This window comes from Streptomyces sp. HUAS 15-9, assembly GCF_025642155.1.
Classification (GTDB): Bacteria; Actinomycetota; Actinomycetes; order Streptomycetales; family Streptomycetaceae; genus Streptomyces.
Genome location: NZ_CP106798.1, coordinates 4,940,016 through 4,966,934, shown reverse-complemented (window position 1 = coordinate 4,966,934; position 26,919 = coordinate 4,940,016). Strand labels below are relative to the sequence as shown.

Genomic DNA, 26,919 nt, shown 5'->3' with positions numbered 1-26,919 from the left:
GGGCAGGAGGGATCTCTTATGGCGCCGCCCGCCGGCGCCCGCGGCGAATGGGGCGGCCACACGCCCGGGGGAAGTTTCCGAGCGTGTCACCGTGCAGGACGCCGCGTGGCTGGAAGAGTTGCATCAGGTCGGCCATCGGGCCGGCCCCGGGTGCTCAGACGCCCGCGTAGGAGTGCTTGCCGGTCACGAAGATGTTGACGCCGTAGTAGTTGAACAGCCAGCAGGCGAACGCGATCATCGCGAGGTAGGCGGCCTTGCGGCCCTTCCAGCCGGCCGTGGCACGGGCGTGCAGATAGCAGGCGTAGGCGACCCAGGTGATGAAGGACCAGGTCTCCTTGGGGTCCCAGTTCCAGTAGCGGCCCCAGGCGTCGCCCGCCCAGATCGCGCCCGCGATGATCGTGAACGTCCACAGCGGGAAGACGGCCGCGTTGACGCGGTACGCGAACTTGTCCAGCGAGGCGGAGGCGGGCAGGCGCTCCAGGACGGAGGTCGCGAACGTGCCGGGCTTGCCGCCGCTGACGAGCTTGTTCTCGTACGAGTCCTTGAACAGGTAGAGGATCGTGGCGACCGCGCCGACGTAGAAGACCGCGCCGCAGAAGATCGCGGTGGAGACGTGGATGTACAGCCAGTACGAGTGCAGGGCCGGGACCAGCTGGTCGCTCGCCGTGTACAGGACGGTGACCGCGAGGCCCAGGTCGAGCAGGACCGTGGTGATGAGGAACAGGCCCATCCAGCGCACGTTCTTCTTCAGCGCCAGCAGCCCGAGGTACACGCCGACGGCGACCGTGGAGAACGTGACGTTGAACTCGTACATGTTGCCCCACGGCGCCCGCTGCACGGAGGCCGCGCGGGCGACGACACCGCCGAGCTCCACCAGGAAGGCGAGCACGGTGAGGGACACGGCGATACGGCCGTAGAGGTCGCCCTGCTCATCACCGCCGTGGGCACCGGGACCGTCCGGCACGTCCCGGGCGCCGGCCGAGGACCGGACGACGACCTTGGGCCGCTCCAGGACGGCGGTGCCGCCCGCCCGCTGCACGGTGACCGCGGGCGCGGCCGCCTTCTTCGACGCGTCGGCGGTGAGCGCGGCGGCCGTACGGCCGACCTTGCTGCGGCTGCCGAGCAGCCATTCGGCGATGTACGCGAAGAAGGCCAGGGTGTAGACGGCCATCGACGAGTAGATCAGCGTGTTGCTGACGCTCGCCAGGTGCTCGTTGGTCGCGGTGGCGAGATCGGTTGCGGCGGCGAGAGTCACTGCTCAGCCCCTTCGGCAGATACGACTTCGGGGTCGGGGGATTCGGAAGGGTCGTCGTCGGCGGCGTCGGGTGCCCCCGGCGCCTGGTCGTAGAGGATGCCCGCGAGGTCGCCCAGTTCCTCGGGCACCTTGGCGGACTCGCTGCGGCCGAGGCCGGCCATCTCGACGACGGTCACGCCGTCGGCGCCGCGCACGGCCCGCACCCAGACGCGGCGGCGCTGGATGAACAGGGACGCGGCCAGACCGAAGATCGCGGTGAGCGCGCCGCCGAGCGCCCAGCCGCTGCCGGGCTCCTGGACGATCTCGAAGCCGGCCCACTCCTTGATGTCCTTCTCGAATGTGATCGAGCCGGCGCCGTTCGGGAGCTGCGTGGTCTCACCGGGCTTCAGATTGACCCTCAGCTGCCGGCCCTTGGCGTCCTTGAAGGCCTTCATATGCGTCTTGTTGAGCTGGTACACGCTCTGTGGCAGACCCGAGTTGACGCCCAGGTCACCGTGGTACGGCGCGAGGTTGAGCACCGGGTTCAGCAGCGAGGGGAACTGCGACAGCACCGAGGCGCCGCCGCCGTAGGTCGGCAGGAAGAAGGCCTGGATGCCCAGCTGTTCGCCGGTGCCCTTGGCGTCCTTGTAGCCGTCCATGACCTTGACCACGCCGTTCGAGGTGACGTTGCCGTCGAGCGGGAGCAGCGGCACGGCGTCGCGGTAGACGACGGTGCCCTTGCCGTCCCGGACCGTGATGACCGGCGCGTATCCGTGGCTGACCAGGTAGACCTTGGAGTCGCCGATCTTCAGCGGTTCGTTGACCTTGATGGTGGTCGACTTCTGCTTGCCGTACGCGCCGTCCGTGTAGGTGATGCCGGCCTGGAAGGTGCGCGGGGTGCCCCGGTTCGGGCCGGTGAGCTCGTAGGTGGCCCTGAAGTCCTTGAGGTCGAAGCTGAACGGCACCAGGTCGTCGGCGGTGAAGAGGCTGCCGGACTTGAAGTCGTCGTACAGGATGATCGAGTTGGAGAAACCGCCCCCCTCGACGACCAGCTTGGTGCCGTCCGACTTGTACAGCTGGCCCGAGGCGAAGGCCACCAGCATCACGATCAGCGCGATGTGGAAGGCCAGGTTGCCCAGCTCACGCACATAGCCCTTCTCGGCGGCGACGGCATCTCCCGCGACATGGGCGCGGAAGCGGCGCTTCCTCAGCAGGGCGAGCGCGGCCTCACGGACCTGCTCGGGCCCGGCCTCGGTGCGCCAGGTGGTGTAGGCGGGCAGCCGGGTCAGCCGCTTGGGCGCGGCCGGCGGGCGGCTGCGCAGCTGGCCCACGAACTGCCAGGTACGCGGCACGATGCAGCCGATGAGGGAGACGAACAGCAGGATGTAGATCGCGGAGAACCACACCGAGCTGTAGACGTGGAAGAGGCCGAGCTTGTCGTAGATCGGCGTGAGCGTCGTGTGGGCCGTGCGGAAGTCGTCGACCTTGGTGGCATCGGCGCCGGTCTGCGGGATCAGCGAGCCGGGGATGGCGCCGAGCGACAGCAGCAGGAGCAGCAGCAGCGCGACCCGCATGGAGGTGAGCTGCCGCCAGAACCAGCGGACCCAGCCGACGACGCCCAGCGAGGGCAGGTTCGGCAGCTCCTCCTGGGGTGCCGTGGACAGCTGGGAGCCGGCGGCGCCCAGGTCCTGGTCCTCGGCGCCGGCCACGGAGTTGTCCGTTGTGGTGTCGCTCATCGGTCAGATCCCCACATTGAAGCCGGTGGACCAGATCTGCATCTGGCTCACGAGACTGTCCCACGCCCCGGTCAGCAGCAGCACACCGGTCACGATCATCATCGTGCCGCCGACGCGCATCACCCACACATAGTGGCGCTTGACCCAGCCGAAGGCGCCGAGGGCCTTGCGGAAGGCGACGGCGGTGAGGACGAAGGGCACGCCGAGGCCGACGCAGTAGGCGACGGTCAGTATGGCGCCGCGGCCGGCGCTCGCCTGCTGGGAGGACAGGGCGACGACGGAGGCGAGGGTGGGACCGATGCAGGGGGTCCAGCCGATGCCGAACAGCGCGCCGAGGAGGGGCGCGCCCACCAGGCCCGTGGCGGGGCGCTTGTGGAAGCGGAACTCACGCTGGGTCAGCCAGGGCATCAGCCCCATGAAGAAGACGCCCAGCAGGATCATGAGCACGCCGAGCACCTTGGACAGCGTGTCCTTGTACTCCTGCAGGGTCTGCCCGAAGTAGCCGAACAGCGCCCCGCCGGAGACGAAGACGACGGTGAAGCCGAGCACGAACAGCGAGGCGCCCGCCACCATCCGGCCGCGCCGGGCCTCACCCAGGTCGGTACCGGTGACCCCGGTCACATAGGAGAGGTAGCCGGGGACGAGGGGCAGCACACAGGGTGAGAAGAACGAGACCAGGCCGCCGAGCACGGCGATCGGCAGGGCCAGCAGCAGGGCGCCGCTGTAGACGGTCTCGTTCTTGCCCACCAACTCCGCGGCGAGCGGGAGAAGCGCACTCACGTCACTTCTCCGCGAGGACCGGCTCGAGCATCTTGAGCAGGCTCTCCTCGCTGAGCGCCTCCAGGGCGCGCGCGGCGATCTTCCCGTCCCGGTCGATGACGAGCGTGGAGGGGATCAGCTGCGGGTTGAGCGTGCCCTTCTTGAAGCGGAGCATCAGCTTGCCCGTCGGGTCGTACAGGCTGGGGTAGGTGATCCCCTGCTCCTTCTCGAAGGCGATCGCCGGGGTGGTGCTGGTGTCCCGGGTGTTGATGCCGATGAACTGGACGCCCTTGTCCTGGTAGTCCTTGGAGACCTTGGCGAAGTACTTGCCCTCGGCGCGGCACGGCCCGCACCAGGCGCCCCACACGTTGACGACGACGACCTTGCCCTTGTAGTCGGCGACATCGAGGGTCTTGCCGTCGATGGTCCTGCCGGACAGGTCGGGCGCCGGGGAGCGATGACCCTTGGCGGCCGTGGCGATGCCGTTGTTGCCCGTGACGAAGTTGGTGTTGCCACCTCCGCCGGAGGTGCCGCCGGAGGTGCACGCGGACAGGGTCAGCGCCGCTGCGGCGGCCGTGGCGGCGAGCAGGAGGCGGCTACGGGTGGTCATGTGAAAAGTTTCGCATGTCCGTTCCGGGGATCTCGGGCACCCCCCTTGCGGGCGGAAACCCGCATCTCAGGCCGCGTTCGAGGCGGCTCCGGAGGACAGGAAGGTCTTCCAGCCGCCGGCCGGCTGCTGCCCGACGTCCAGCGTACGCAGCTTGCCGAGCGCCTGCGGCCGCTGCACGTCCAGCCAGTCCACGAACTGCCGGAAGGAGACCATCCGCACGTCGGCGCCCTTCTCCTTCTCGCGTGCGATGTGCTTGAAGGCCTCCTCGACGGCGTCCATGTAGATGCCGCCGTTCCACTGCTCGAAGTGGTTGCCTATGAAGAGGGGTGCGCGGTTTGTCTCATATGCCCGCTTGAATCCGGATATGTAGGCCTGCGCCGACTGCTGCCGCCAGCCCGGGTAGTTGTGGGCGGGCGCCTTGGTCGAGTTGACCGACTGGTTGGCGAGCATGTTGTAGTCCATCGACAGGACCTCGAAGCTGCGGCCGGGGAAGGGTATCTGCTGCAACGGCAGGTCCCAGATCCCCAGCTTCTTCTGCGGCCACACCTGACGGCCGCCGGGCGAGGAGGCGTCGTAGCGCCAGCCGAGCTCGCGGGCGGTGGGCAGGAGGTTGTTCTGGCCGAGCAGACAGGGGGTACGACCGCCGGCCAGCTCCTTGTCGTAGTCGAACGGCAGCGACGGCAGGTCGGTCCATCCGCTGTTGGTCCGCCACTGCTTCACAAAGCCCTTGGCCTGCTCGATCTCGCTCTTCCACTGCTGCGGGGTCCAGTTGCCGACGGTGCCGCTGCCGGAGCAGAAGTGGCCGTTGAAGTGGGTGCCGATCTCATGGCCCTCTAGCCAGGCGCGGCGGACGTTGGTCAGCGTGGCCTTGACGTGGTCGTCGGTGAGGTAGCCGATGTCGGAGGCGCCGCGCGGGTTGTTCGGCGGGTTGTAGAGCCGCTTCTTCGACTCGGGCAGCAGATACAGCCCCGAGAGGAAGAAGGTCATGCTCGCGCCGTGCTCCTTGGCGAGGTCGAGGAAGCGCGGGAAGAGACCGTTGCCGACCTCGCCCGCCCCGTCCCAGGAGAAGATCACGAACTGCGGCGGGGTCTGCCCCGGCTCCAGCGGCTCGGGCTTGGCGGGCTGGTGGGGCTGCTTGCCCGTGAAGGACGTGGAGCCGTCCCCGATGGGCCGGCCGGGACGCGCACCGCCCTTGCCGCTGCCGCCCTTTCCGTCCCCGCGGGAACCCGAACCGTGTCCGTCCCCGTCTGAGGCGGTGAGAGAGCCACAGCCCGCGAGACCGGCGACGGCCGCGGCGCCCGCGCCGAGGCCGAGTATTCCCCTCCGGGAGAAGGTGCGCATGAGAACCCCGATTCATCACGTCCTGCTGGTGGTCACCCACTCAGAGGGCGCGATGGACCGGGAGGTTCCATCACTTGTTCTACATTCAGCAACGAGTACGACAAAAACGTCCTAAGGGGCCCCGAAGTGGGGCCCCTTGACGGAGTGTCAGGCGCGCCTCACGCGCCTCACACGCCTCAGGTCGCCTCAGGCGCCGAATGCCTTGCTCTGTCCCTTCACCGGCTTGGCTCCGGAGAGCAGATGGGCGGGGACGAGGTCCCGCGCCGGCTCGGTGTAGCCGACGGAGACGATCTTGTCGCCCTGGTAGGTGAAGGTCGTCAGCGAGGCGAGCGTGCACTGCCGTCTGCGCGGGTCGTGCCACAGCCGCCGCTTCTCGACGTACGACCGCACGATCCAGATCGGCAGCTGGTGGCTGACGAGCACGGCCTCGTGCCCGCGCGCCCGGTCCTTGGCCGCGTCGAGCGCGCCCATCATCCGTACGACCTGGTCGACGTACGGCTCACCCCACGACGGCCTGAAGGGGTTGACGAGGTGCTTCCAGTTGCCGGGCTTGCGCAGGGCGCCGTCCCCGACGCCGAAGGTCTTGCCCTGGAAGACGTTCTCGGCCTCGATGAGCCGCTCGTCGGTGTCGAGGTCGAGCCCGTGCGCCTTGGCGATCGGGGTCGCGGTCTCCTGCGCCCGCTCCAGCGGGGAGGCGACGGCGTACGTCACGTCCCGGGGGGCGAGGTGCTCGGCGACCCGGTCGGCCATCTGCCGCCCGAGCTCGGAGAGGTGGTAGCCCGGCAGACGCCCGTACAGCACCCCGTCCGGGTTGGCGACCTCGCCGTGCCGCATGAGGTGGACGACGGTGATGTCGTTGCTGCTGCTCACGCGGTGGCCTCCGCGGCTGCTCGGGCCGCCGCCGGGAGGGCGTCGGCGATCTTCTGGATGGCCCGCTCGTCATGGGCCGTGGATACGAACCAGGACTCGAAGGACGACGGCGGCAGATACACGCCGCCCGCCAGCAGCGAGTGGAAGAAGGCGGTGAAGCGGAAGGACTCCTGCGCCTTGGCGTCCTCGTAGCTCCGCACGGGGCGGTTGGTGAAGAAGACGGAGAACATGTTGGAGGCGGTCTGCAGCTGGTGCGCGACGCCCTCCTTGGTGAGGGCCTCGGTGACGAGACCCTGGATCTGCGCGGAGACGGCGTCGACCTTCTCGTACGCCGCGTCGTCCAGGAGCCGCAGCTGGGCGAGGCCCGCGGCGGTGGCGACGGGGTTCCCGGAGAGGGTGCCGGCCTGGTAGACGGGCCCGGCGGGCGCGAGGTGCGCCATGACGTCGGCGCGCCCGCCGAAGGCGGCGGCCGGGAACCCACCGCCCATGACCTTCCCGAAGGTCATCAGGTCGGGCCTGACCCCGTCGATCCCGTACCACCCGGCGCGGCTGGTCCTGAAGCCGGTCATGACCTCGTCGGAGATGAAGAGGGCCCCGTTGCGCTGGCAGGCGTCCTTCAGTCCCTGGTTGAACCCGGGCGCCGGCGGCACGACACCCATGTTGCCGGGCGAGGCCTCGGTGATCACACAGGCGATCTCACCGGGGTGCCGGTGGAAGGCCTCGTTCACGGCCTCGAGATCGTTGTACGGCAGCACGATCGTGTCCCCGGCCTGGGCACCGGTGACGCCGGGAGTGTCGGGCAGCGCGAAGGTGGCCACCCCGGAGCCCGCCGCGGCGAGCAGCGAGTCGACATGCCCGTGATAACACCCGGCGAACTTGATCACCTTGGTCCGCCGGGTGAACCCGCGCGCCAGCCGGATCGCCGACATGGTGGCCTCGGTCCCGCTGGACACGAGCCGCACCTGCTCGACGGGCTCGACCCGCGCGACGATCTCCTCGGCGAGGGCGACCTCGCCCTCACCGGGCGTGCCGAACGACGTACCGCGTGCGACGGCCTCCTGGGCTGCGGCGATGACCTCGGGATGCGCGTGCCCGAGGATCATGGGTCCCCAGGAGCAGACGAGATCGACGTACTCCCGCCCGTCGGCGTCGGTCAGATACGGACCGGTGCCGGACGCCATGAACCGTGGCGTACCGCCCACGGCCCGGAAGGCGCGCACCGGGGAGTTCACGCCACCAGGCGTGACGGCGGCCGCACGGTCGAACAGAGCCTGCGAGGCAGGTGCTTCGTACGGATAGGGCATTTCGCTCATGACGTGCGACTTCTCCGACTTCTCGGACTCCGGTTGCGTAGTGACCCCATCAGGGTAGGACGCCCTCGTCACCGCTCCGACAATCACGTCGCCGTTGCCCGGGCCGACCCGGCGGATCTGCGAGACTGGGAGCTGATACACACAGCTGATACACACAGCTCATACGGCTCATGGTGTTCAGAGGCTGCGAAGATCCCGCGGACTGGTGTTTCGGCGCACGTTTCGGCGGGCGGCCGTGGGGGAGGTCACTGACACGATGATCGGGTTGCGCGGCGGGGGCCACGCGTCCTAGAAAAGCAGTCGGGTGGAGATATGCATCGCGGTGGCGGACTGGGCGAGGGGACTGATGATCTGGGTCCTCGACGCGCCCGGCGGGGAAGGCACCGACGCGACGCGGAGGAGACCGAGGCACGTCAGTCACACGGGGTACCCGGTGAGTCGGAGCGGGACGAGCGACGTATCGAACGTCGGATCGAGCATCGGGTCGATCCGCTGAGAACGGGGAGCAGGAATGGTGGCCGGGTGGGGGTGACGTACAAATACTTCGGCGCGCCCGACGGCGCGACCGCGGCCCGCGTCCCGATCTCGATGCGCCCCGAGGAACTCGGCGGCGACGAGCTCGGCATGAACGGCATGTTCACCAAGATCAAGCCGGAGACGATGGCCGCGATGGTGCTGACCGGCATCGAGGGCGTGCCCCTGCACAAGGTCCCACCCCTGGAGCTGGTCGTCCTGCACCCCGACTACGCCGTCGTAAAGCTCCCGATGACGGTGGTCGACCCGCTACGCGGCATAGGCGAGGAAGCGGTGGGCGCGGCGGCCTTCATCTGGTCCACGGTCCCGGACCGGGGCGGCCCGCGGGACGCGTTCAACGTGTACCAGCTGCTGCACGAGTGGCAGGACTTCAGCCATCGCCTTCATGAGGCGGGGCATCAGCCGTATTGCCTGGTGTGGCCGTGAGCTTCTGAGCTGGGGTTTCACTGATTTCAGGCGGGGTTTACGGACCCCGCCTTTTGTCATCCGCAAAAACCCGTTGGTGGACCATGGCGGCCGTTGCTAATCTCCCGGAGGCCGTGCGAGAGAACGAGGAGGTGGTACCCGTGAACGCAGTATCGACATGGGTGCTCCCCTCCGGGGTCACGGTCGGGCGATAGGTCGTCCGGGAGCGCCGTTCAAGCGCACTCCCGAAAGGCACGACCATGCATTTCACTTCCGAACAGCGCCTCGACGACGGCGTCCTGGAGCGCGAGTTCACCCTCGGCGAGATCCCCGGCACCCTGTGGACGCCCGGATCCGCATCCGCACCGGTTCCGCTGATCCTGATGGCCCACAACAACGGCCTGCCCAAGGCGCAGCCCCGGCTGGTGGCCCGCGCCCGGCTCTCCGCGGCGTCCGGCTACGCGGTGGCCTCCATCGACGCCGCCGGGTGCGGTGACCGGCCCCGTTCCGCCGCCGACGAGCAGGCTCGCGCCGACCTCCGCCGGGCGATGCAGGCCGGCGAGCGGGTCGACGAGATCTTCGAGTCCTTCGTCGGCCCCCTGGTCGAAAAGGCGGTCCCGGACTGGCGGACCACCCTGGACGCCCTCCTTGAGCTGCCCGAGATCGGCGGCCCGGTCGGATACTCGGGGTGGACCGCCCTCGGCATCCGCCTTGCGGTGGTCGAGCCCCGCATCGCGGCCGCCGGTTTCTTCGCCGGGGGTTATGTGCCCCAGGCCCAGCGCGAGGAGGCCCGGCAGGTCACCGTTCCGCTGCTGCTCCTGCTGCAGTGGGACGACGAAGGGAACCCCCGGCAGCGGGCCCTGGACCTGTTCGACGCCTTCGGCAGCAAGGAGAAGACGCTGCACGCCAATCTGGGCGGCCACCTCGGTACCCCGTGGTTCGAGAGGGAGGACGGGGACCGCTTCTTCGGCCGACACCTGAAGTGAGAGCGGGTCCTCGGACCGGCAGCGGGCGGTAGGCGGTCTCGGCCAGGATGCCGCTCATCGAGGACAGGCCCCGCCGCCCCGGCCCTCCTCGATGGCGGCGACCGGCAGATACACAACCATCCCGATCGCGCCGGGGCCGGGCCGGGGTTGGCGGCCGGCAGCCGGCTGTCCGCGAACCGAGCGCAACATCGAGCACCAGTGATGTGGTGTTTACCGTGAGTTGAGGAAGATGCGGGCGTGTGCGACCCCGGGGGCCAACTGCCAGGCCCCGTCGGCCCGCTGTCCCTCCCGAACGACCCCGCGGATACCACGCGGCCCAAGCCGCCCCCACCCGTGCACCCCGGCCCATGCCCTCGACGGCGTCGCGGCCCGGCCTGACAGACGGCGCCAGCAGCCCACCACACCGCATCCACAACGGCTCCCTCGCCAGGTTGCTGCATCGCGTTCTTCGATCGGCCTCAACGCGACACGGACAGGGACCGGAGCCGTCTCGTTTCGGCGATTGCCGCTGACCGAGCATGCCGACACTCTGCCGGTACGAGTGGATCTCTTCCGCGGGTATCGAAGCGTGCGGCTGGCGCAGGCTGGCAGGTCGCGCACGAACGGCTGCCTGCCTGTGACCTGTCAGCCGGACTGGCTGGGCTGCCTGAGGACGATCGGCATCCGGTCCGTGAACCGGCCTGGTTCTACGACAATCTCGGGGCTCTGGTCGCCCACGGGGTGGTGGACATCGAACCTGTCTCCGGACACCTCGGCGGGTCGGTGATCCCGGTCTGGGCTCTCGGGTCCCGATTGCCTCGGCTCACGCGCTGATTTCCAGGCCGTCCGACGACCTCGTCATGCCCTGAGGTTCCGGGTCGACGTAGTCGTGAGCCGGCGGCCGGGCGGCGGCCCGGCGCCGCACGAGTCCGACGGTCTCCCATGACACGGTGACAACGACCGTCAACGACAGCAGCAGGTAGAAGACGAAGAGCTTGTGCAGGTCGTCGAGGAAGTACCAGATCGACGCGGTGGCACTGAACCAGAAGGCGACCAGTGAGCCGGCGCCGCGCTCCTGGCTGCGTACCACGCTGACGAGGCAGCAGGCGGCGGTCACTGCCAGCAGGACGGCGATGGCGACGTACGAGTGACCCCAGCCGATGTCGGCGCGCCGCAGTTCGGAGTTGACCGCCACGGACTCGGCCACCGGCCCCCAGCCCACCGCGCATGACAGGCGTGTCGACCACGGCAGCGTCACCACGCCCAACGCGGCGGCCGCGATGGCGACCCGGCCGAAGTGAGCGGTGTCCACCAGGTGGCCACGTGCGCACAGCAGCGACAGCAGACATCCGAGCAGGGCCAGCGCGTTGTCCGCGGAAGGGCGCAGTGAGATACGGAACTTGTCCCGGGAAGCGGTTCGGCCGCCGGTTCGCGTCGCCGAAGGCCCGGGCGTGGTGGCCTGGACCGTCGGCATGGAGGCCTGTGTCAGGGCGTCGGCGAGGGCTCCGCGCATCTGCCCGGCATCGGCGAACCGTTCCTTCGGTTCCTTGCCGAGGGCGCGCAGGATCACCGCCTCCACCGCGGGTGGTATCTGCGGGCTCAGCCGGGAGACCGGTTCGGGTTCGGCGTACAGGTGCTGGTGCATGACGGCGAAGGGCGATTCGCCACGGAACGGGGTCTGCCCGGTCAGCAGTTCGTGCAGCAGACACCCCATCGCGTACAGATCGGCTCGATGGTCGATCTCCGCCCCGTTGATCTGCTCGGGAGAAAGGTAAGCGGGAGTGCCAATCGCCGCACCGCTGCCGGTGATGCGGGTGGCGGCCTCGGTGAACGCCTTGGCGATGCCGAAGTCGAGGACCTTCACGGTGCCGGGGCCGGTGAGCATGATGTTCGAGGGCTTGATGTCCCTGTGCACAATGCCGCGCTCGTGACTGTGCCGCAGCGCGTCCAGTACCGCGCAGGCCACGTTGATCGCCTCGGCGACGGGGAGTGGGCCGCCGTGCAGCACCTCGGCGAGCGTGGTGCCCTGCACGTACTCCATGACCAGGTAGGGCCGCGGGCCATCCAGGTGCGGCTCCTCGCCGACGTCGTGGATGGTGGCCACCGCCGGATGGTTCAGCGCGGCGGCCGCGTGAGCCTCACGCCGGAAACGGGCTCGCGACTGCGGATCGTGGGCCAACTCCGAGGAGAGCAGCTTGACTGCGACGGTGCGGCGCAACTGCCGGTCCACTCCCCGATGGACCGTTCCCATGCCACCCTGCCCGAGCTTCTCGGCCAGCTCGTACCGGCCACTGAGGACCATTTCCCGCCCCACCCACGCCTCCCGTGAATCAGAAACCCGGCGCAGCTTACGGCGCGACCTCGGCGGGCCCGTCACCACCGCTGCAGTCGGCGGGTCGCAGCGCTCACGTGACCAGTCGGCCAGGGCCCGGGACCAGATGGTGCCGGGCGATGGTCAGGCGACCGCGCCGTGCAGCAGGATCGCGTTGATGAAGTCCGGGGCTTGGCGTGCTCCCATGTGGCCTTCGAGTGTCAGCTCCCATGCGGTCTCGGCCAGGCCGCAGAACGTCGAGGCCAGCCAGGTGGCCGGCATGTCGCCCCGCAGCAGCCCCGATCTCTGGCCGCGCTCCATGAGCTTGACGGTCCGGAGGAAGATCGCCTTGGCCCGCGTGCTGGCCTCGGGCAGACCCGAGACGTCGGGATCGACGTAGACCAGGTTCCACAACTGGGCGAACGGCGTGTACTCGGCGACCAGCCCGCCCAGTATTTGCTCCATGGGCGCGGCGCCGGCCTCGGCCTGGGCCAGGACCCGGTCGCAGTCGTCCAGGATCTTCTCGGCCATCGCCTGCACCAGGAGCTTACGGGTAGGGAAATGACGGACCAGGGTCGCCCGGTTCGCCGGCGAGGCCACGCACCGCGACTCCTACCAGACCGTCCACGGCGCCTACCTGGCGGGAATCCGCGCCGCCAAGGAAATCACGGACTGAAAGATCCGGCTCTGGGCAGCGCCCACGCCATCTGCATCCTCCAACGGCCGACCCGGGCCCCGAAGACGCGGTGCCGGCCCGGGCCTCCACGAAGTCGTCCGGGAGCCGCAGACGGTCCTCGCCCTGTGGACCGGCGCCTGCCCCACCTGCCATCGCGGCATACCCATCCCCATACCACCTGACCAAGCATTACCGGGCTTGCGCAGACAAGCGAACCACGTGTCGGTCTCCGGCTCACTCGACGCGGATCCGACCCAACGGGAGGAACAACACTGTGGGCATCATCAGCTGGCTCATCCTCGGCCTGCTCGCCGGAGCCATCGCCAAGGTGCTGCTGCCCGGCCGCGACCGGGGCGGACTGATCGGCACCACTCTCATCGGCGTCGCGGGCGCATTCGTCGGCGGCTGGCTCTCCGCCCGCTTCCTCGACCGCCCGGTGGAGAAGGACTTCTTCGACCTCTACACCTGGGCTGCCGCGATCGCCGGTTCCCTGGTGCTGCTCATCGGTTACCGCATCCTGGTCGGCAACTCCCGCGAATGACCCGCCGTCGCGGACAGCTCGCCGAGTACCGTCGTCGTCTCGGCAGGCACTCGGCATCCGGCCGAACCTCTGACCGCGCGCGGTTTTCGTGGCCCGAGGCTCACCACAACTGCCCTCGGACCCGGTGCCTTTCTGCCCAACGGCACGTTGCCGCCCTTGGACAGCGACAAACCGATGGGTTCATCCCTCGCCCGCGCCGCCAGATTCTCCCCGTGGCCGTCGCAGCGCCCGTCGGTCGTCACAGCGCCCGTCGCGGTCAGGCGCCGTCGTGGCAGGTCCTCGTGGAACCAATGCAGCGCACATGAAGCCGAAAAGCCCCCGTGAACCGCCGGGTACGGCCCCGAGCTGAAATCCCACAAGCTTCACATGCCGACGGGCGGGGTTGTTGGGCCCCTCCCTTGTGCACGCCCACGGCGGTGGTGCGGCCGGAGCCGCACCACCGCCGTTGCGCAAGGTCGTCCCTACGACGACGTGACCGCGTTCCGGTTGCGGGCCCGGCGTTCGCGGATCAGGGCGAAGACGACCACACCGATGGCCACCAGGGTGGACAGGACCACCTGGTCGCGGCCGCCGCCGTCGGCCGTGTCGGTGAGCATGTAGCCCAGTACGAAGGTGATCAGGGCGATGGTGGCCCAGGTCAGGTAGGGGTACAGCCACATCCTGACGACCAGCTTCTCCGGTGTCTCCCGTTCGATGATCTTGCGCATGCGCAGCTGGGAGAAGCAGATCACCATCCAGACGAACAGGGCGATCGCGCCGGAGGAGTTGAGCAGGAACTGGAAGACCGTGTCCGGCCACAGGTAGTTGAAGGCGACCGCGACGAAGCCGAAGACCACCGAGGCCAGGATGGCCGCACGCGGCACGCCGCGTCCCGTGGCCCGGCCGAAGGAGGCCGGGGCGTCGCTGCGCCGGCCGAGGGAGAAGGCCATGCGCGAGGCGGTGTAGAGGCCGGAGTTGAGGCAGGACAGGACCGAGGTCAGCACGATCGCGTTCATGATCTGGGCGGCGTGCGGGATACCGATGGAGCTGAGGGCCGCGACGTACGAGCCGTCCTTGAGGATCGCCGGGTCGTCCCAGCGCAGCAGCGAGACCACGATCAGGATCGAGCCCAGGTAGAACACCGCGATCCGCCAGATCACGCTGTTGGTGGCCTTGGTGACGGCGGCCCGCGGGTCCGCGGTCTCCCCCGCCGCCAGCGTGACGATCTCGCTGCCCATGAAGGAGAAGACCACCATCAGGACGCCGGTGAGGATCGCGCCGGGGCCGTTCGGCAGGAAGCCGCCGTGCGAGGTGAGGTAGGAGAAGCCGGATGCCGGGTGGTCGGAGCCGGGGAGGAGACCGAAGATCGCCAGGCCGCCGATCACGATGAACACGGCGATGGCGACGACCTTGATGCCGGCGAACCAGAACTCGAACTCGCCGTAGGAGCTGACCGAGGCCAGGTTGGTGGCGGTGAGGACGGTCATGACGATCAGTGCCCAGCCCCACTGCGGGACCGCCGGAATCCAGCCGGCCAGGATCTTCGCCCCGGCGGTCGCCTCGACCGCGAGCACCACGACCCAGAAGAACCAGTACAGCCAGCCGATGGTGAATCCGGCCCAGCGGCCCAGCGCGCGGTCCGCGTACGCGGAGAACGAGCCGGAGGTCGGGTTGGCCGCGGCCATCTCGCCGAGCATGCGCATGACCAGGACGACGAGGACGCCGACGAGCGCGTAGGACACGAGGATGCCGGGGCCCGCGGCGGCGATGCCGGAGCCGGAGCCGACGAACAGGCCTGCGCCGATGACGCCGCCGATCGCGATCATCGACAGGTGGCGGTTCTTCAGTCCGGCCTGCAGACCGGAGTCGGCCGGAGCGCTCTCGGCGGCGGTCGTCGCCGGGCCGGTGTCCGAAGGGGCGGGGACGGGGGGACGTGTGGTCATCTCGACATCCATGGAGGGAGGGCGGACCAGGGCGTCTGGAAATTAGTTCAGTACGATCCAAAAGAACAAGACTTGTTTAACTGTTCACCTTGCTCTATTTTTCGTGCAGCGCGCGGAGCCGCATCTTTGGGTGCGGCCACCGCGTCGTCCCCGTGTTCCGGCCCCTGGGGAGCCCCCATGCACAACAACGCGGCATGGTCGCGAGAACCCCCCGTACGGATACCGTCGCCGCGGGCCAAGTCCCCGCTCGGCAGGCCGTTAGGGTGGCGTCGTGGTGAATGCAGCGGGCAAGTTCGGTCCCTACAACCAGCCGGGTCCCGCACGGCCCGCGCCGGTCGCCGGGGTATGGGACACCCGCGTCCTGACGGGCCGGGGCCCCACCGGATCGGAGCTCGTCCGCTCACGGATCGCCCTGCGGGTACGCCTGAAGTCCGTGGCACCGGGAGACCGGCTGCCGGACGCCGGCGTCCTCGCCGAGGAACTGGGGATCAGTGAGATCACCGTGCGCCGCGCGCTGGAGGGCATGTGCCAGGACGGGCTGCTCGACCGCCGTCGGGGCCGGGCCGGCGGGACCTTCGTCGCGGCGGACTGGGACACGGTCGTCGCCCTGATGCACGACGCCACCGAGGCGGACGCGCTGGAGGCCTTCCACCTGCTGCTCGAGTGCGGTCTCGTGGCCCACACCGCAGGCGAGATCCCGGACGGCCGGCTCGACGGGCTGCGCGCCCTGGTCGACGAGATGAACCAGGTCTACGAGGAGGCCCGGCTGCTCGAACTGGAGACCCGCTTCCACCTCGACCTCGCACAGACGCTGGGCGGCGCCGGCATCCGTGAGTTCGCCGCCGACCTGCTCGGCCGGCAGTGCCTGCTGCGGCCCGCTCCGGCACCCGCCGTCATTCGGGCCCGCAACCGCTGCCACGCCGACCTGCTGGACGAGCTCACCCGCGGCGCGATGGCCCCGGCGGTACGAGCGGTGAAGGCCCACCAGCACGCCGTCCCGGACTGACACCCGCTCGCGCCGGCCAGCCCCCTTCCCTCCCCTGCCCGTGCCGCCACCCCCGAGAAGGAGCCGTCGCCATGCCCGACCCCGGAGCGGTCGGCCCGTCCCCGACGTCGGGCCAGACCGACGGCGCGCCCCAGCGGCTGCGCGGCGGCGTCCTCGGCATGGCGGACATCGCCGCCGCCACGATGGCCAACGTCGGCCCGGCCATGAGCTTCTTCTTCGGCTTCGCCTTCCTGGCCACCACCGCGGGCGTCGCCTCCCCACTGACCATCGCCGCCGCGGGCGTCGCCGTCGCCCTGCTGGGCAACACCCTCGCCGAGTTCTCCCGGGCGCACCCCTCGGCGGGCAGCTTCATCACCTTCGTAGGCAAGACCTTCGGGCCGGTCAGCGCGGTGACCACGGCGCTGCTGGCCGGCCTCGGCTACATCATCGCGATGGGCTCCGTCATCGCGATCTCGGGCGGGTTCGTACAGATCACGCTCAACCACTACACCGGCGTCGACCTGCCGTGGATCATCTGGACGCTGCTGCTGACCGGGCTGGCCGTGATGCTGATGCTGCGCGGGATCGTGGTCTCCACCAAGTGGGCCGGCTACTTCTTCGTCGTGGAGATGCTGGTCCTGGTCGTGGTCTCGATCGCGACCCTCGTCGAGCACCGCGGCCACCTCTCGGCAGCTCCGTTCCTGCCGAGCCACCTCACCCACGGCCTCCAGGGGCTGGCGGCGGGCTTCCCGCTGGCGGTGTATCTGTTCATCGGCTGGGAGAACTCGGCGGCGCTGGCCGAGGAGACGGAGAACCCACGGCGCAACGTCGGCCGCGCGGTGTTCTCCTCCGTCGCGATCATGACGGTGAGCTACATCCTCTTCTCGTACGCCACGGTCACCGGCTTCGGCTACGACGTGGAGCGGCTCGGCGCCTCCCCCATCCCCTTCATCGACGTCGCCCGCCACACCCTCGGCGCGCTGGCGTTCGTCGCCTACGTCGGGGGCCTGACCTCCACCCTCGGGGTGCTGATCGCAGGGATCAACTCCCAGGCGCGGCTGGTGTTCAACGCCGGACGCGAGGGGCTGCTGCCGTCCTTCTTCGGCTATGTGCATCCCACCCGCCGTACGCCGACCAACGCGATCGTCACCTTCGCCGTCACCGCGCTGCTGATCATCGCGGGCTGGGGCCTGGGGCATCTGCTCGGCGGAAAGGGCTCGATGGACCCCGTGGTCTTCTTCACCGAGTCCTCCAGCCTGGGCTCCCTGCTGATCCTGCTGGTCTACCTCGCCTCCAACATCGCCCTGCCGCTGTACTACCGCAGATACCGTCCGCAGGAGTTCCGGGTGGTACGGCACCTGGTGCTGCCCGCGATCGGCACCCTGGCCATCCTGGTTCCGCTCTACTACCTCGCCAAGCCGGGACAGCCGGCGCCGTACAGCTGGTTCCCCTACGCGGCACTGGCCGCGCTGCTCGGCTCCGTCGGCTATGCGACCCTCCTGGTCCGCCGCGACCCGGGCCTGGCCGAACGCGTCGGGTCGGTCGTCGCCGACGTGGAGTGAACCCGACGGGACGGAAGGAGGCCGCCGCCCTCGGCTCCGTCGACGAGGAGGCCATCGGCCGCACCCTGCTCGAACTGCTGGCGATCCCAGCGTGACCGGGAGCGCGGGGCGCCGTACGGGAGCGACCTGCGGCTGTATGCCGGGGCCGGGATACCGACGCTGCAGTTCGGGCCGGGGGACATCAAGGTTGCGCACAGCCCGCAGGAGCGGGTGTCCTTGGCCGAGGTGGTGGGTGTGGCGCGGACGTTGGTGCTCACCCTGCTGCGGACGGTGGGGACGCAGTGACCTCCTCGCAGGGGGTCTGCTTGCGCCGGGTGAAGGACGGGAGCGCGGGCGGCGTGAGGAAGCCCTCCGCCCGCGCGCTCGCCAGCCCGATGCGCGGGATGTCGCTGCTCTTGGCGAAGAGCAGATAGCGCGGCTCCCACAGCGGGCGGTACTTGGCGTTGGCGCGGTACAGGGACTCGATCTGCCACCAGCGTGAGAAGAAGGTGAGGATCGAGCGCCACAGACGCAGGACCGGGCCGGCGCCGAGGCGGGAGCCGCGTTCGAAGACCGAGCGGAACATCGCGAAGTTCAGCGAGACCCGCTGGACGTCCAACTCCTCCGCCCGCAGCAGGAGTTCCACGACCATGTACTCCATCAGACCGTTCTCGCCCTCGCGATCACGGCGCATCAGGTCGAGGGAGAGGCCGTGCTCACCCCAGGGGACGAAGCTGAGCAGGGCGCGCGGCGCGCCGTCGGCGTCCCGGCACTCCAGCATCACGCAGCGGCCGTCGGACGGGTCGCCGAGGCGGCCCAGCGCCATGGAGAAGCCGCGCTCGGTGGCACCGTCGCGCCAGTGGTCGGCGCGCTCGACGAGCAGGGCCATCTCGTCGTCGGGGATGTCCTCGTGGCGCCGGATGCGGACCGTGTACCCGGCCCGGCGGACACGGTTGTGCGCCTGCCGTACGACGCGCATGGCGCGCCCTTCGAGGGTGAAGTCGGCCAGGTCCACGATCGCCTCGTCGCCGAGTTCCAGGGCGTCCAGGCCATGGCGTGCGTAGATCGTGCCGGCCTCCTCGCCGGCGCCCATCACGGCGGGCGTCCAGGCGTGCCGGCGTGCCTCGGCGAGCCAGGCGTCGATGGCGCCGGGCCAGGCCTCCGGGTCGCCGATCGGGTCGCCGGAGGCGAGGCTGACGGCGCCGATGACGCGGTAGCCGATGGCGGCCTTGCCGGTGGGCGACCAGATGACGGCCTTGTCGCGGCGCAGCGCGAAGTAGCCGAGGGAGTCGCGGGCGCCGTGCCGGTCGAGCAGTCGGCGCAGCCGCTCCTCGTCCTCCGCGCTGAGCAGCCGACGCCCGCGGGGCGAGCGGAAGCAGGCGTACAGGACGAGGCAGAAGGCCGCCGCGAGCAGAAAGTTGATGGCGATGTCGGTCCAGCGGGGCGCGTGCACGACATCGATGCGGTCGGCGAGCGGGCCGACGCTGATGCCCCGCAGGAAGGTGTAGGCGATCTCGTCGGTGAGGCTCGCGCCGGGGAGCTTGTTGGTGGCGTTCACGAGCAGCGTGCCCAGAGCGCCGGTGACGAGGACGCCGCCCGCGCCGACGGCCAGGGCCAGCTTCGGGTTGGAGGGATCGCCCACCGCGTTGAACTCGCGGCGGCCGACGATCAGCGCGGCCACGAAGAGCCCGGTGAGGCCGGCGGAGACCCAGTTGAAGACGTGTTCGCGGTACTCGGGCTGGGTGAGGGCGAGGACGTAGAGGCCGAAGAGGGGGCCGGCGAGCAGCAGGTTGGACACCCAGGCGGCCCGCTTGCGGCGTCGCATCACCAGCGCGAGGAACAGCGCGAGCGCGGCCGAGACGAGGCCGGCGGTGGCCAGGTACGGGGTGAAGAACTGGCCGGCGTGGTGTGCGTGCGCACGGTGGATGTCCAGGAGCCGGCCGGTGTTGTGCTCCTGGACTTCCTGGCGGAACGGCAGCGACATGACGGCCACGATGTTGAACACGGCCATCAGCCGCAGGTACCAGACCGTGGCCGTGGCGGCCCAGACCCTGAGCGGGGGCGGGTCGGCCTCGGCGGCGCGCTGCCGGGAGTTGCGCTGAGCGGGGACTTGTGGGGAAATCAGGGGCGGCCGCTGTGCGGGTGCGGGCATGGTGACTGGTCACCTTGGGGACGGGGACGGGACTAGGCTGACCCTACAGCTTGTAGGGAAGTCGGTATATGGGCCTATCGGGTCTCACCCGGTCCGGTCCGACCCCCGCCGCGCCGCCGCCAGATGCCAGGCCAGGTTGCCCACGGCCGCGCCGGCCGCCACGACGGCGACGATCACACCGCCCGTGGCGAGCCCGTCACTGAAGAGATGCGGGCGCCGGTCGAGGCTGTGCAGTCCGAAGCCGCACAGTTCATACACCCCTGTGGCGGCGATCACAAGGCTCACGACGAGCACGGTGAGCGTGGGCGCGAGGCTGACCTCCGCCTGCGACAGGAACCACCGGAGCTGTCGGGGCCCTCGGGGCCGCCGGGCCCGCGGTGTCTCAGTGCCCTGCATGGTTCCCCCCGGTGGACAGACGAACGGCCGTCGGCAGATGGGAACCTACAGTACGTAGGGTCGGCTTGGCCTCAGGTCGCGCGAACGCCCGGTCGGCGAGACCGGACCCGCCCAGGCCACCGCTACGGACCTCGGCGTTCCGGCGGTCGCCCTCAAGGGTGACGACACGCCCTGCGTCCAGGCGACGGCTCACGTCCCGCGGACCCCGCCACCCCGCGCGTCCCCGCCCCCGATCCCGCCGCCGACCGTGAACCCGATGACCGACCCGCCCCCCTCGCGCCGGAAGGCGAACGGTGCGCCGCCGTGGGCCATGGCCACCTCACGGACGATGGACAGGCCGAGTCCGGAGCCGGGCAGGGAGCGGGCGTCGGCCGCGCGGTAGAAGCGGTCGAAGATGCGCATCAGGTCGCCGTCGGCGATCCCGGGCCCACGGTCGAGGACCTCGACGCGGACCGTGCCGTGCCTGGCCGGCCCGGTGATGTTGACCTCGATGGGAGCCTCGCCGCCGCGGTCGAACTTCGCCGCGTTCTCGACGAGGTTGGACATCGCGCGCTGGAGCATGCCGGGCCGGCCGTCGGTGGTCGTGTCGCCGCTCACCCGCAGGACGATCGCCCGCCCGGTACGGCGCTTCGCGAGCCCCACGACGTCCTCGGCGATGTCGGCGAGGTCCACCCGCTGCGGCGGCTCGGCGTCGGACTGCCCGGCGGCGAGATCGACGAGCTCGTTGACCAGGTCGGTCAGCTCGCGCGCCTCCTGGGTGAGGTCGGCGACCAGCTCGTCCCGGGTGGCGGGCGGAAGCTCGTCGATCCTCCGCAGCAGCGAGATGTTCGTACGCAACGACGTCAGCGGGGTGCGCAGCTCGTGCCCGGCGTCCTGCACGAGCCGGCGCTGGTCCTCCTCCGACTGGGCCAGCCGCCCCAGCATGCGGTCGAAGGCGCGGCCCAGGCGCCCCACCTCGTCGAGGCCCGCGACGGGCACCTCGATGCCCAGCCGGCGGGTACGGGCGACGTCCTCGGCGGCCGAGGTGAGGACGACCAGGCGCCGGGTGATACGGCGGGCCAGCCACCAGCCGAAGAGCCCCGCGGCGACCACGACGGCGGCCATGAGCATCAGCGTCCGCTGCTGCAGCGCCCGCAGCAGGTCCTCGGTGTCGCTGAACTCCTGCGCGACCTGCACCGCGCCCCGCCCGTCGCCGAGCGCCACGGTGGCGATGCGGAAGAGGTCCTCGCCGACCCGCACGTCCTTGTACTGGACGGTCCGGCCGGCCTCCCTGGCGGTGGCCGCGGCCCGGTCGCGGGCGGTGACGGGGAGCACGGGACTCCCGTGGTCGACGATCTGCCCCTTCGCCCCGAGCACCTGCACATCGGTACGGGCGGGCCGCACCAGATCGTGCCCCGGACGCGAGGAGCTGAAGTCGTCCGGCACCATCTCGTGCTGCCGCACCTCGTCCTGCACGTCCTGCACGACCTGGGTGAACACCGACTGCTGGTCCACCCGCACCAGCCGGGCGGCGGCGCCGTAGGACAGGATGCCCACGAGGATGGTGACGACCGCGGTGACGGCCGCGAAGGACACGGCGAAGGTGGTGCGCAGCGACACGAGCTTGGGCCGGCGCCGGGCCGGCAGCCGCCTGAGGCGGCCCACTCAGTCCTCCCGGAGCACGTAACCCACGCCCCGCACGGTGTGGATCAACTGCGGCGCGCCGGGCTCGTCCAGCTTGCGGCGCAGATAGCCGACGTAGACGGCCAGGTTCTTGGAGCCGGGCCCGAAGTCGTAGCCCCAGATCCGGTCGTAGATGGTGGAGTGGTCGAGGACGATCCCCGAGTTGCGGACCAGCAGTTCCAGCAGCTCGAACTCGGTGCGGGTCAGCTCCAGCTCCCGCTGACCGCGCCAGGCCCGGCGGGCCTGGAGGTCCATGCGCAGCCCGGCGGCCTCGATCTGCCGGTCGGAGATCTGCGGCTCCCTGGCCAGATCGCTGCCGCCGGCGTGGCCGCTGCCGCTGACCGCGTTCACCGGGCTGGTGCGGCGCAGCAGGGCGCGGAGCCGGGCGAAGACCTCCTCGACGTCGAAGGGCTTGACGACATAGTCGTCGGCCCCGGCGTCCAGGCCCGCGATGCGGTCGGCGGTCTCCACCAGCGCGGTGAGCATCAGGATCGGCGTGCGGTCGCCCTCGGCCCGCAGGACGCGGCACACCTGCAGCCCGTCGATGCCCGGCATCATCACATCGAGCACGAGCACGTCCGGCGGGGTGCGGTGGGCCTGCGCCAGTGCTTCCACGCCGTCGGCGACCGCCGTCACCTGGTAGCCCTCCAGGGTCAGGGCACGCTCCAGGGCATGACGGATGGCACGATCGTCTTCGGCGAGCAGCACAGTCTGGGGCACGGACCCAGTCTGCCAAGGCGGGTGGCGGTTCGGCCGGGGCGAGCGGGCCTACGATCACCCTTTTTACCTGGCTCTCACCCTCACAGAGGCAACCAGGAGCGGGCCCCTACCGTCTTCTCACCGTCGGCTCAAGCGCTGGCGAGCCGCGCGAGCCGATCCTCGAAGGGCACCACATCCATGGCGCCCTGGGCCTCCGGCCCGGCAGCCGACAGCCCGGTCATCAGCCGCGCCAGTTCCTCCGCCGCCCGCTCGATCCGCTCCGGCAGCCCTTCCGCGCCCCAGTCCTCCGAGGCGGCGTACACGCCGGTCGGGACGACCACGGCCCGCAGATAGGTGAACAGCGGGCGCAGCGCGTGTTCCAGCACCAGGGAGTGGCGGGCGGTGCCGCCGGTGGCGGCGATCAGCACCGGCTCGCCCGCGAGCGCGTCCTTGTCCAGCACGTCGAAGAACGACTTGAACAGTCCGCTGTACGACGCCGAGAACACCGGCGTGACGACGATCAGCCCGTCCGCCTCCGTGACGGCGTCCAGGGCGGCGGACAGGCCGCGGCCCGGGAAGCCGTTGGTGAAGTTGTGCGCGATCTCCACGGCGAGCTCGCGCAGCTCGACCACCTGGATCTCCACCGGGGCCTGCCGGCCGACGGCGGCGGCCAGCCGGTCGGCGAGCAGCCGCGTGGACGAGGGGACGCTCAGCCCCGCCGAGACGACGACGAGTTTCATACGGCGGTCACCTCTTTCTTCTCGAGGAGGGAAGCGTGGGTGGGCGCCTCGGGCACATCGGCCGGGCGACCCTTGGCGAACTCCTCGCGCAGCACCGGTACGACCTCCTCGGCCAGCAGGTCGAGCTGCTCGAGGACGGTCTTCAGCGGCAGCCCGGCGTGGTCCATCAGGAACAGCTGGCGCTGGTAGTCACCGGCGTACTCGCGGAAGGCCAGCGTCTTCTCGATCACCTGCTGCGGCGAGCCGACGGTCAGCGGGGTCTGGTCGGTGAAGTCCTCCAGGGAGGGCCCGTGGCCGTATACCGGCGCGTTGTCGAAGTACGGCCGGAACTCGCGCACCGCGTCCTGCGAGTTCTTCCGCATGAACACCTGGCCGCCGAGCCCGACGATCGCCTGCTCGGGCGTGCCGTGCCCGTAGTGCGCGAACCGCTTGCGGTAGAACTCGACCATGCGCTTGGTGTGGTCGGCGGGCCAGAAGATGTTGTTGTGAAAGAAGCCGTCGCCGTAGTAGGCGGCCTGCTCGGCGATCTCCGGGGAGCGGATGGAGCCGTGCCAGACGAACGGCGGCACGTCGTCCATCGGCCGCGGGGTGGAGGTGAAGCCCTGCAGCGGCGTGCGGAACTTGCCCTCCCAGTCGACGACGTCCTCGCGCCACAACCGGCGCAGCAGGGCGTAGTTCTCGATGGCGAGGTTGATGCCCTCGCGGATGTCCTGGCCGAACCACGGGTACACCGGCCCGGTGTTGCCGCGGCCCATCATCAGGTCGACCCGCCCGTCCGCCAGGTGCTGGAGCATCGCGTAGTCCTCCGCGATCTTCACCGGGTCGTTGGTGGTGATCAGGGTGGTGGACGTGGAGAGGATCAGCTTCTCCGTCTTCGCGGCTATGTGGCCGAGCATCGTGGTCGGCGACGACGGCACGAACGGCGGGTTGTGGTGCTCGCCGGTCGCGAAGACGTCCAGGCCGACCTCCTCGGCCTTCAGCGCGATGGCGACCATGGCCTTGATGCGCTCGCGCTCGGTCGGCGTGCGGCCCGTGGCGGGGTCCGGGGTGACGTCGCCCACGCTGAAGATCCCGAACTGCATGGTCGCTCATCCTCCAAGTTGTTGATGATTCAACTATACTCTCCAACCGTCACCCCCGCCCTGGTATTCCGCCCCTTGTCAGTGCCCCGGCCTACGATCGCGACATGGCCGCCCCACGCCGTGACACCCGAGGCATCGTCGACGCCGCGGAGCTCTTCGCGCGCGTGGACTTCCGCCGCCGAGAGCCCGCGGAGCCGCTCCGCCCCTACCTGGAGCACTACTGGCTGATCGACTGGGAGCTGACCCAGCCGTACGCCTCCCATGTCGTCCCGCACCCGTCCGTGAACATCGTCTTCCAGCGGTTCGAAGGGCAGGAGCCCTTCGCCGAGGTGGCCGGGATCGGGCTCGGCCTGTTCACACAGAAGCTGGAGGGCAGGGGCCGGGTCTGCGGGATCCAGTTCCGGCCGGGCGGCTACCGCCCCTTCGCACCCGACCACCCGGTCTCGCAGTGGACGGGCAAGCGCGTCCGCCTCCCCGACACCGACCCTGCACCCGTCCTGACCCCCGACGACGAGGACGCCCGCGTAGCCGCCCTCGACACCTGCCTGCTCTCGCTCGGCCCCCGCCCCGACCCCCAGGCCGACCTGGCCATGGCCCTGGTCGACCGTGTCCGCACCGACCGCACGATCCGCCGCGTCACGGACTTCGCCCGGTCCGAGGGCATGTCCGTACGCCTCCTGCAGCGCCTCTTCGCCGCGTACGTCGGCGTGGGCCCGAAGTGGGTGATCCTCCGCTACCGCATCCACGAGGCCCTGGAACACGCAGAGACCGACCACACGGTGGACTGGGCCGCCCTGGCAGCCGACCTCGGCTACGCGGACCAGGCACACCTCGTCCGGGACTTCACGGCGACGGTGGGGGTGCCGCCCACCGCGTACGCCACCGATCCAGCGGCTTCTCGAAGCGGAACGCCGTGATCACCCCCTGCCCCGTAGCCCCTAGCCCCGCTCCCCCCGCAGTCGGGCGATCTGCTCGCTGCTGAAGTCCACCGTCCGCCGCATGTGCCGCACGATCACGCCGAGTTCGACGTCGTCCAGGTCGGAGAAGAGCGCGGACCAGTCGCCGCCCAGCCGCTCCCACATCCGCCCGAACTCGGCGATCTTCTCCGGCACGGTCGCCACGAGCACCCGCCGCCGGTCGGCCGCGTCCCGCTCCCGGACCACGTACCCGGCCTTCTCCAGCCGGTCCACCAGCCGGGTCGCCGACCCGGTCGTCAGCCCCGTCAGCTCCGCGACCCGGCCCGTCGTCACCGGTCCCCGCTCCAGCGTGAGCAGGTTCAGGCACTGCAGGTCGGTGGGGTGCAGACCGATGCTGTCGGCGACGGCCTGGTTGAACAGGGCGTACGACGCCATGTAGCGGCGGGAGACCGTGGACAGCTCGTCCAGCAGCCGCGACCGCGCGGCACCGGACCCGTTCGCGCTCCCGGACATGCCCTGCTCCCTTTCGTCTGCGCCGTGCAGAGATCGTACGACGCACCCGTCCCGCCCCCGGCCAAAACCACCGGCCCCGGTCAGAAGGAGTACGCGTCCCCGGTGTTGAGCACCAGCACCCGCGCCCGGTCATTGGCCCGGTTGCGGTCCACCGTGCCACCGCTCCACTCCGTCTCGACCTCCAGCGTCACCTCCTGCGGGCTGTCGCTCAGCACGACGCCGACGTCGGTCGCCTGTCCCAGCCCGTCCGCGGGCAGCGCGCCCGTCCCGCAGACCAGTTCCCGCTCTCCCGTACGGACGCACCCGGCCGGCAGCCGCTGCCCGTCCGCGAGCGGCACCGACCAGGTCAGCCGCACGCTGGAATCCGGAACGGCGGACGGCCCGTGGTTGGCCGGGGTGAGCCGGACGTACATCCGCTCCCCGGTCATCACCGCCGAACCGTGATACGACAGGTCGGCCTCCGGCACACCGCCCGCCCGGGCGGGCCCGGCGACGGCGACCGCGAACACGGCCGGCACCACACTGCACACAGCAAGCATCCTCATCCTCACCATGTAGGGATGTATCCCACGCGAAGCCGTGAGCAGGCGCCGTCCATCAGGTGACACCGACGTGCGAAGCTGCCCGCATGCTCATCCTCCGCTCCGCCGCCCTCTTCGTCGTCGCCGCGATCTTCGAGATCGGCGGCGCGTGGCTGATCTGGCAGGGCGTCCGCGAGCACCGCGGCTGGCTCTGGGTGGCCGGCGGGGTCCTCGCCCTCGGCGCCTACGGCTTCGTCGCCACCTTCCAGCCGGACGCCCACTTCGGCCGCATCCTGGCCGCGTACGGCGGGATCTTCGTCGCCGGTTCGATCCTGTGGGGCGTGGTCGCCGACGGCTACCGTCCCGACCGCTGGGACATCGCCGGGGCACTGGTCTGTCTCGCCGGTATGGCCGTGATCATGTGGGCCCCGAGGAGCGGGACCTGAGCGACGCCTACCCTGGTCGGAACGAACGTACGCACACCCGAGGACCCG

The 26,919-nt window shown here is 70.2% G+C and carries 25 protein-coding genes and 2 pseudogenes; 9 read left to right on the top strand and 18 right to left on the bottom strand.

Going from position 1 to position 26,919, the window contains the following annotated elements; translation table 11 throughout:
* Positions 1-154: 154 nt before the first annotated feature.
* The 7 genes from ccsB to hemL form a co-directional block, all read right to left on the bottom strand.
* A complete protein-coding gene (gene ccsB / locus N8I87_RS22940; protein ID WP_263211278.1) occupies positions 155-1,255 on the bottom strand; it encodes a c-type cytochrome biogenesis protein CcsB in 1,101 nt (366 codons plus the stop codon).
* Positions 1,252-2,970: a cytochrome c biogenesis protein ResB gene (gene resB, locus N8I87_RS22935; protein ID WP_263211276.1), complete on the bottom strand. Its 1,719-nt coding sequence runs from the start codon at positions 2,968-2,970 to the stop codon at positions 1,252-1,254. Before resB ends, ccsB begins: the two co-directional genes overlap by 4 nt.
* A 3-nt stretch (positions 2,971-2,973) precedes the next feature.
* Positions 2,974-3,750, bottom strand: coding sequence for a cytochrome c biogenesis CcdA family protein (locus tag N8I87_RS22930; RefSeq protein WP_263211274.1), 777 nt, complete (start codon positions 3,748-3,750; stop codon positions 2,974-2,976).
* Position 3,751: 1 nt separating this feature from the next.
* Positions 3,752-4,339, bottom strand: a complete 588-nt coding sequence (locus N8I87_RS22925) for a TlpA family protein disulfide reductase (RefSeq protein WP_263211272.1) — start codon at positions 4,337-4,339, stop codon at positions 3,752-3,754.
* Positions 4,340-4,405: 66 nt separating this feature from the next.
* On the bottom strand, positions 4,406-5,680 hold the full coding sequence (locus tag N8I87_RS22920; RefSeq protein WP_263211270.1) for a polysaccharide deacetylase family protein: 1,275 nt from the start codon (positions 5,678-5,680) through the stop codon (positions 4,406-4,408).
* Positions 5,681-5,866: 186 nt separating this feature from the next.
* On the bottom strand, positions 5,867-6,514 hold the full coding sequence (locus N8I87_RS22915; protein ID WP_263216604.1) for a histidine phosphatase family protein: 648 nt from the start codon (positions 6,512-6,514) through the stop codon (positions 5,867-5,869).
* 32 nt (positions 6,515-6,546) lie between these two features.
* Entirely contained in the window at positions 6,547-7,863 is a 1,317-nt protein-coding gene (hemL, locus tag N8I87_RS22910) for a glutamate-1-semialdehyde 2,1-aminomutase (protein ID WP_263211268.1), read from the bottom strand.
* A gap of 522 nt (positions 7,864-8,385) precedes the next feature.
* Here hemL and N8I87_RS22905 point away from each other — a divergent pair.
* Positions 8,386-8,823 (top strand): hypothetical protein, encoded by a 438-nt coding sequence (locus N8I87_RS22905; RefSeq protein WP_003974483.1) that lies wholly within the window; start codon positions 8,386-8,388, stop codon positions 8,821-8,823.
* A 239-nt stretch (positions 8,824-9,062) separates the two neighbouring features.
* Positions 9,063-9,788 carry a dienelactone hydrolase family protein gene (locus N8I87_RS22900; protein ID WP_263211261.1) on the top strand — a complete coding sequence of 242 codons (726 nt, stop codon included), beginning with the start codon at positions 9,063-9,065 and terminating at the stop codon, positions 9,786-9,788.
* 802 nt (positions 9,789-10,590) lie between these two features.
* Here N8I87_RS22900 and N8I87_RS22895 read toward each other — a convergent pair.
* Together N8I87_RS22895 and N8I87_RS22890 are read right to left on the bottom strand one after the other, a co-directional pair.
* A complete protein-coding gene (locus N8I87_RS22895) occupies positions 10,591-12,081 on the bottom strand; it encodes a protein kinase domain-containing protein (RefSeq protein ID WP_263211260.1) in 1,491 nt (496 codons plus the stop codon).
* Between the two features lie 141 nt (positions 12,082-12,222).
* Positions 12,223-12,609 carry a hypothetical protein gene (locus N8I87_RS22890; RefSeq protein WP_263211258.1) on the bottom strand — a complete coding sequence of 129 codons (387 nt, stop codon included), beginning with the start codon at positions 12,607-12,609 and terminating at the stop codon, positions 12,223-12,225.
* 61 nt (positions 12,610-12,670) lie between these two features.
* On the opposite strand from N8I87_RS22890, the pseudogene N8I87_RS44425 reads away from it, so the two are divergent.
* Positions 12,671-12,754: pseudogene (locus N8I87_RS44425) on the top strand (FAD-dependent oxidoreductase); the annotation flags it as partial.
* A gap of 274 nt (positions 12,755-13,028) precedes the next feature.
* Positions 13,029-13,295 carry a GlsB/YeaQ/YmgE family stress response membrane protein gene (locus N8I87_RS22885; protein WP_263211256.1) on the top strand — a complete coding sequence of 89 codons (267 nt, stop codon included), beginning with the start codon at positions 13,029-13,031 and terminating at the stop codon, positions 13,293-13,295.
* A gap of 461 nt (positions 13,296-13,756) precedes the next feature.
* Here N8I87_RS22885 and N8I87_RS22880 read toward each other — a convergent pair whose 3' ends face one another.
* A complete protein-coding gene (locus N8I87_RS22880; protein WP_263211254.1) occupies positions 13,757-15,217 on the bottom strand; it encodes an amino acid permease in 1,461 nt (486 codons plus the stop codon).
* Between the two features lie 271 nt (positions 15,218-15,488).
* On the opposite strand from N8I87_RS22880, the gene N8I87_RS22875 reads away from it, so the two are divergent.
* The 3 genes and pseudogenes from N8I87_RS22875 to N8I87_RS22865 form a co-directional block, all read left to right on the top strand.
* The gene (locus N8I87_RS22875; protein ID WP_263211252.1) at positions 15,489-16,223 is read left to right on the top strand and encodes a FadR/GntR family transcriptional regulator; all 735 of its coding nucleotides are present in this window, start codon (positions 15,489-15,491) and stop codon (positions 16,221-16,223) included.
* 71 nt (positions 16,224-16,294) lie between these two features.
* The gene (locus N8I87_RS22870; protein ID WP_263211250.1) at positions 16,295-17,764 is read left to right on the top strand and encodes an APC family permease; all 1,470 of its coding nucleotides are present in this window, start codon (positions 16,295-16,297) and stop codon (positions 17,762-17,764) included.
* A gap of 96 nt (positions 17,765-17,860) precedes the next feature.
* Positions 17,861-18,049: pseudogene (locus N8I87_RS22865) on the top strand (peptidase M20); the annotation flags it as partial.
* Here the strand turns inward: N8I87_RS22865 and N8I87_RS22860 are convergent.
* The 6 genes from N8I87_RS22860 to N8I87_RS22835 all read right to left on the bottom strand — a co-directional run bounded on the left by N8I87_RS22860 (position 18,018) and on the right by N8I87_RS22835 (position 24,474).
* Positions 18,018-19,895, bottom strand: coding sequence for a phosphatidylglycerol lysyltransferase domain-containing protein (locus N8I87_RS22860; protein ID WP_411577272.1), 1,878 nt, complete (start codon positions 19,893-19,895; stop codon positions 18,018-18,020). The pseudogene N8I87_RS22865 and the gene N8I87_RS22860 overlap by 32 nt on opposite strands.
* Before the next feature lie 84 nt (positions 19,896-19,979).
* Positions 19,980-20,180: a hypothetical protein gene (locus tag N8I87_RS22855; RefSeq protein ID WP_263211248.1), complete on the bottom strand. Its 201-nt coding sequence runs from the start codon at positions 20,178-20,180 to the stop codon at positions 19,980-19,982.
* A 300-nt stretch (positions 20,181-20,480) separates the two neighbouring features.
* Positions 20,481-21,935, bottom strand: coding sequence for a sensor histidine kinase (locus tag N8I87_RS22850; RefSeq protein ID WP_263211246.1), 1,455 nt, complete (start codon positions 21,933-21,935; stop codon positions 20,481-20,483).
* Positions 21,936-22,661 (bottom strand): response regulator transcription factor, encoded by a 726-nt coding sequence (locus tag N8I87_RS22845; RefSeq protein WP_317633564.1) that lies wholly within the window; start codon positions 22,659-22,661, stop codon positions 21,936-21,938.
* Between the two features lie 140 nt (positions 22,662-22,801).
* Positions 22,802-23,392: an FMN reductase gene (locus N8I87_RS22840; protein ID WP_263211242.1), complete on the bottom strand. Its 591-nt coding sequence runs from the start codon at positions 23,390-23,392 to the stop codon at positions 22,802-22,804.
* Entirely contained in the window at positions 23,389-24,474 is a 1,086-nt protein-coding gene (locus N8I87_RS22835) for an LLM class flavin-dependent oxidoreductase (RefSeq protein ID WP_263211240.1), read from the bottom strand. The genes N8I87_RS22840 and N8I87_RS22835 overlap by 4 nt, the downstream gene beginning before the upstream one ends.
* A gap of 104 nt (positions 24,475-24,578) precedes the next feature.
* Here N8I87_RS22835 and N8I87_RS22830 point away from each other — a divergent pair, with 104 nt between their 5' ends.
* The gene (locus tag N8I87_RS22830) at positions 24,579-25,391 is read left to right on the top strand and encodes a helix-turn-helix domain-containing protein (RefSeq protein WP_263211238.1); all 813 of its coding nucleotides are present in this window, start codon (positions 24,579-24,581) and stop codon (positions 25,389-25,391) included.
* A gap of 21 nt (positions 25,392-25,412) precedes the next feature.
* Here N8I87_RS22830 and N8I87_RS22825 read toward each other — a convergent pair whose 3' ends face one another.
* Both N8I87_RS22825 and N8I87_RS22820 read right to left on the bottom strand, forming a co-directional pair.
* Entirely contained in the window at positions 25,413-25,904 is a 492-nt protein-coding gene (locus tag N8I87_RS22825) for a MarR family winged helix-turn-helix transcriptional regulator (protein WP_263211236.1), read from the bottom strand.
* A gap of 80 nt (positions 25,905-25,984) precedes the next feature.
* Positions 25,985-26,449: a hypothetical protein gene (locus N8I87_RS22820; RefSeq protein ID WP_263211235.1), complete on the bottom strand. Its 465-nt coding sequence runs from the start codon at positions 26,447-26,449 to the stop codon at positions 25,985-25,987.
* An 83-nt stretch (positions 26,450-26,532) separates the two neighbouring features.
* Between N8I87_RS22820 and N8I87_RS22815 the strand changes: the two genes are divergently transcribed.
* Entirely contained in the window at positions 26,533-26,871 is a 339-nt protein-coding gene (locus N8I87_RS22815; protein WP_263211233.1) for a YnfA family protein, read from the top strand.
* Positions 26,872-26,919: the final 48 nt, after the last annotated feature.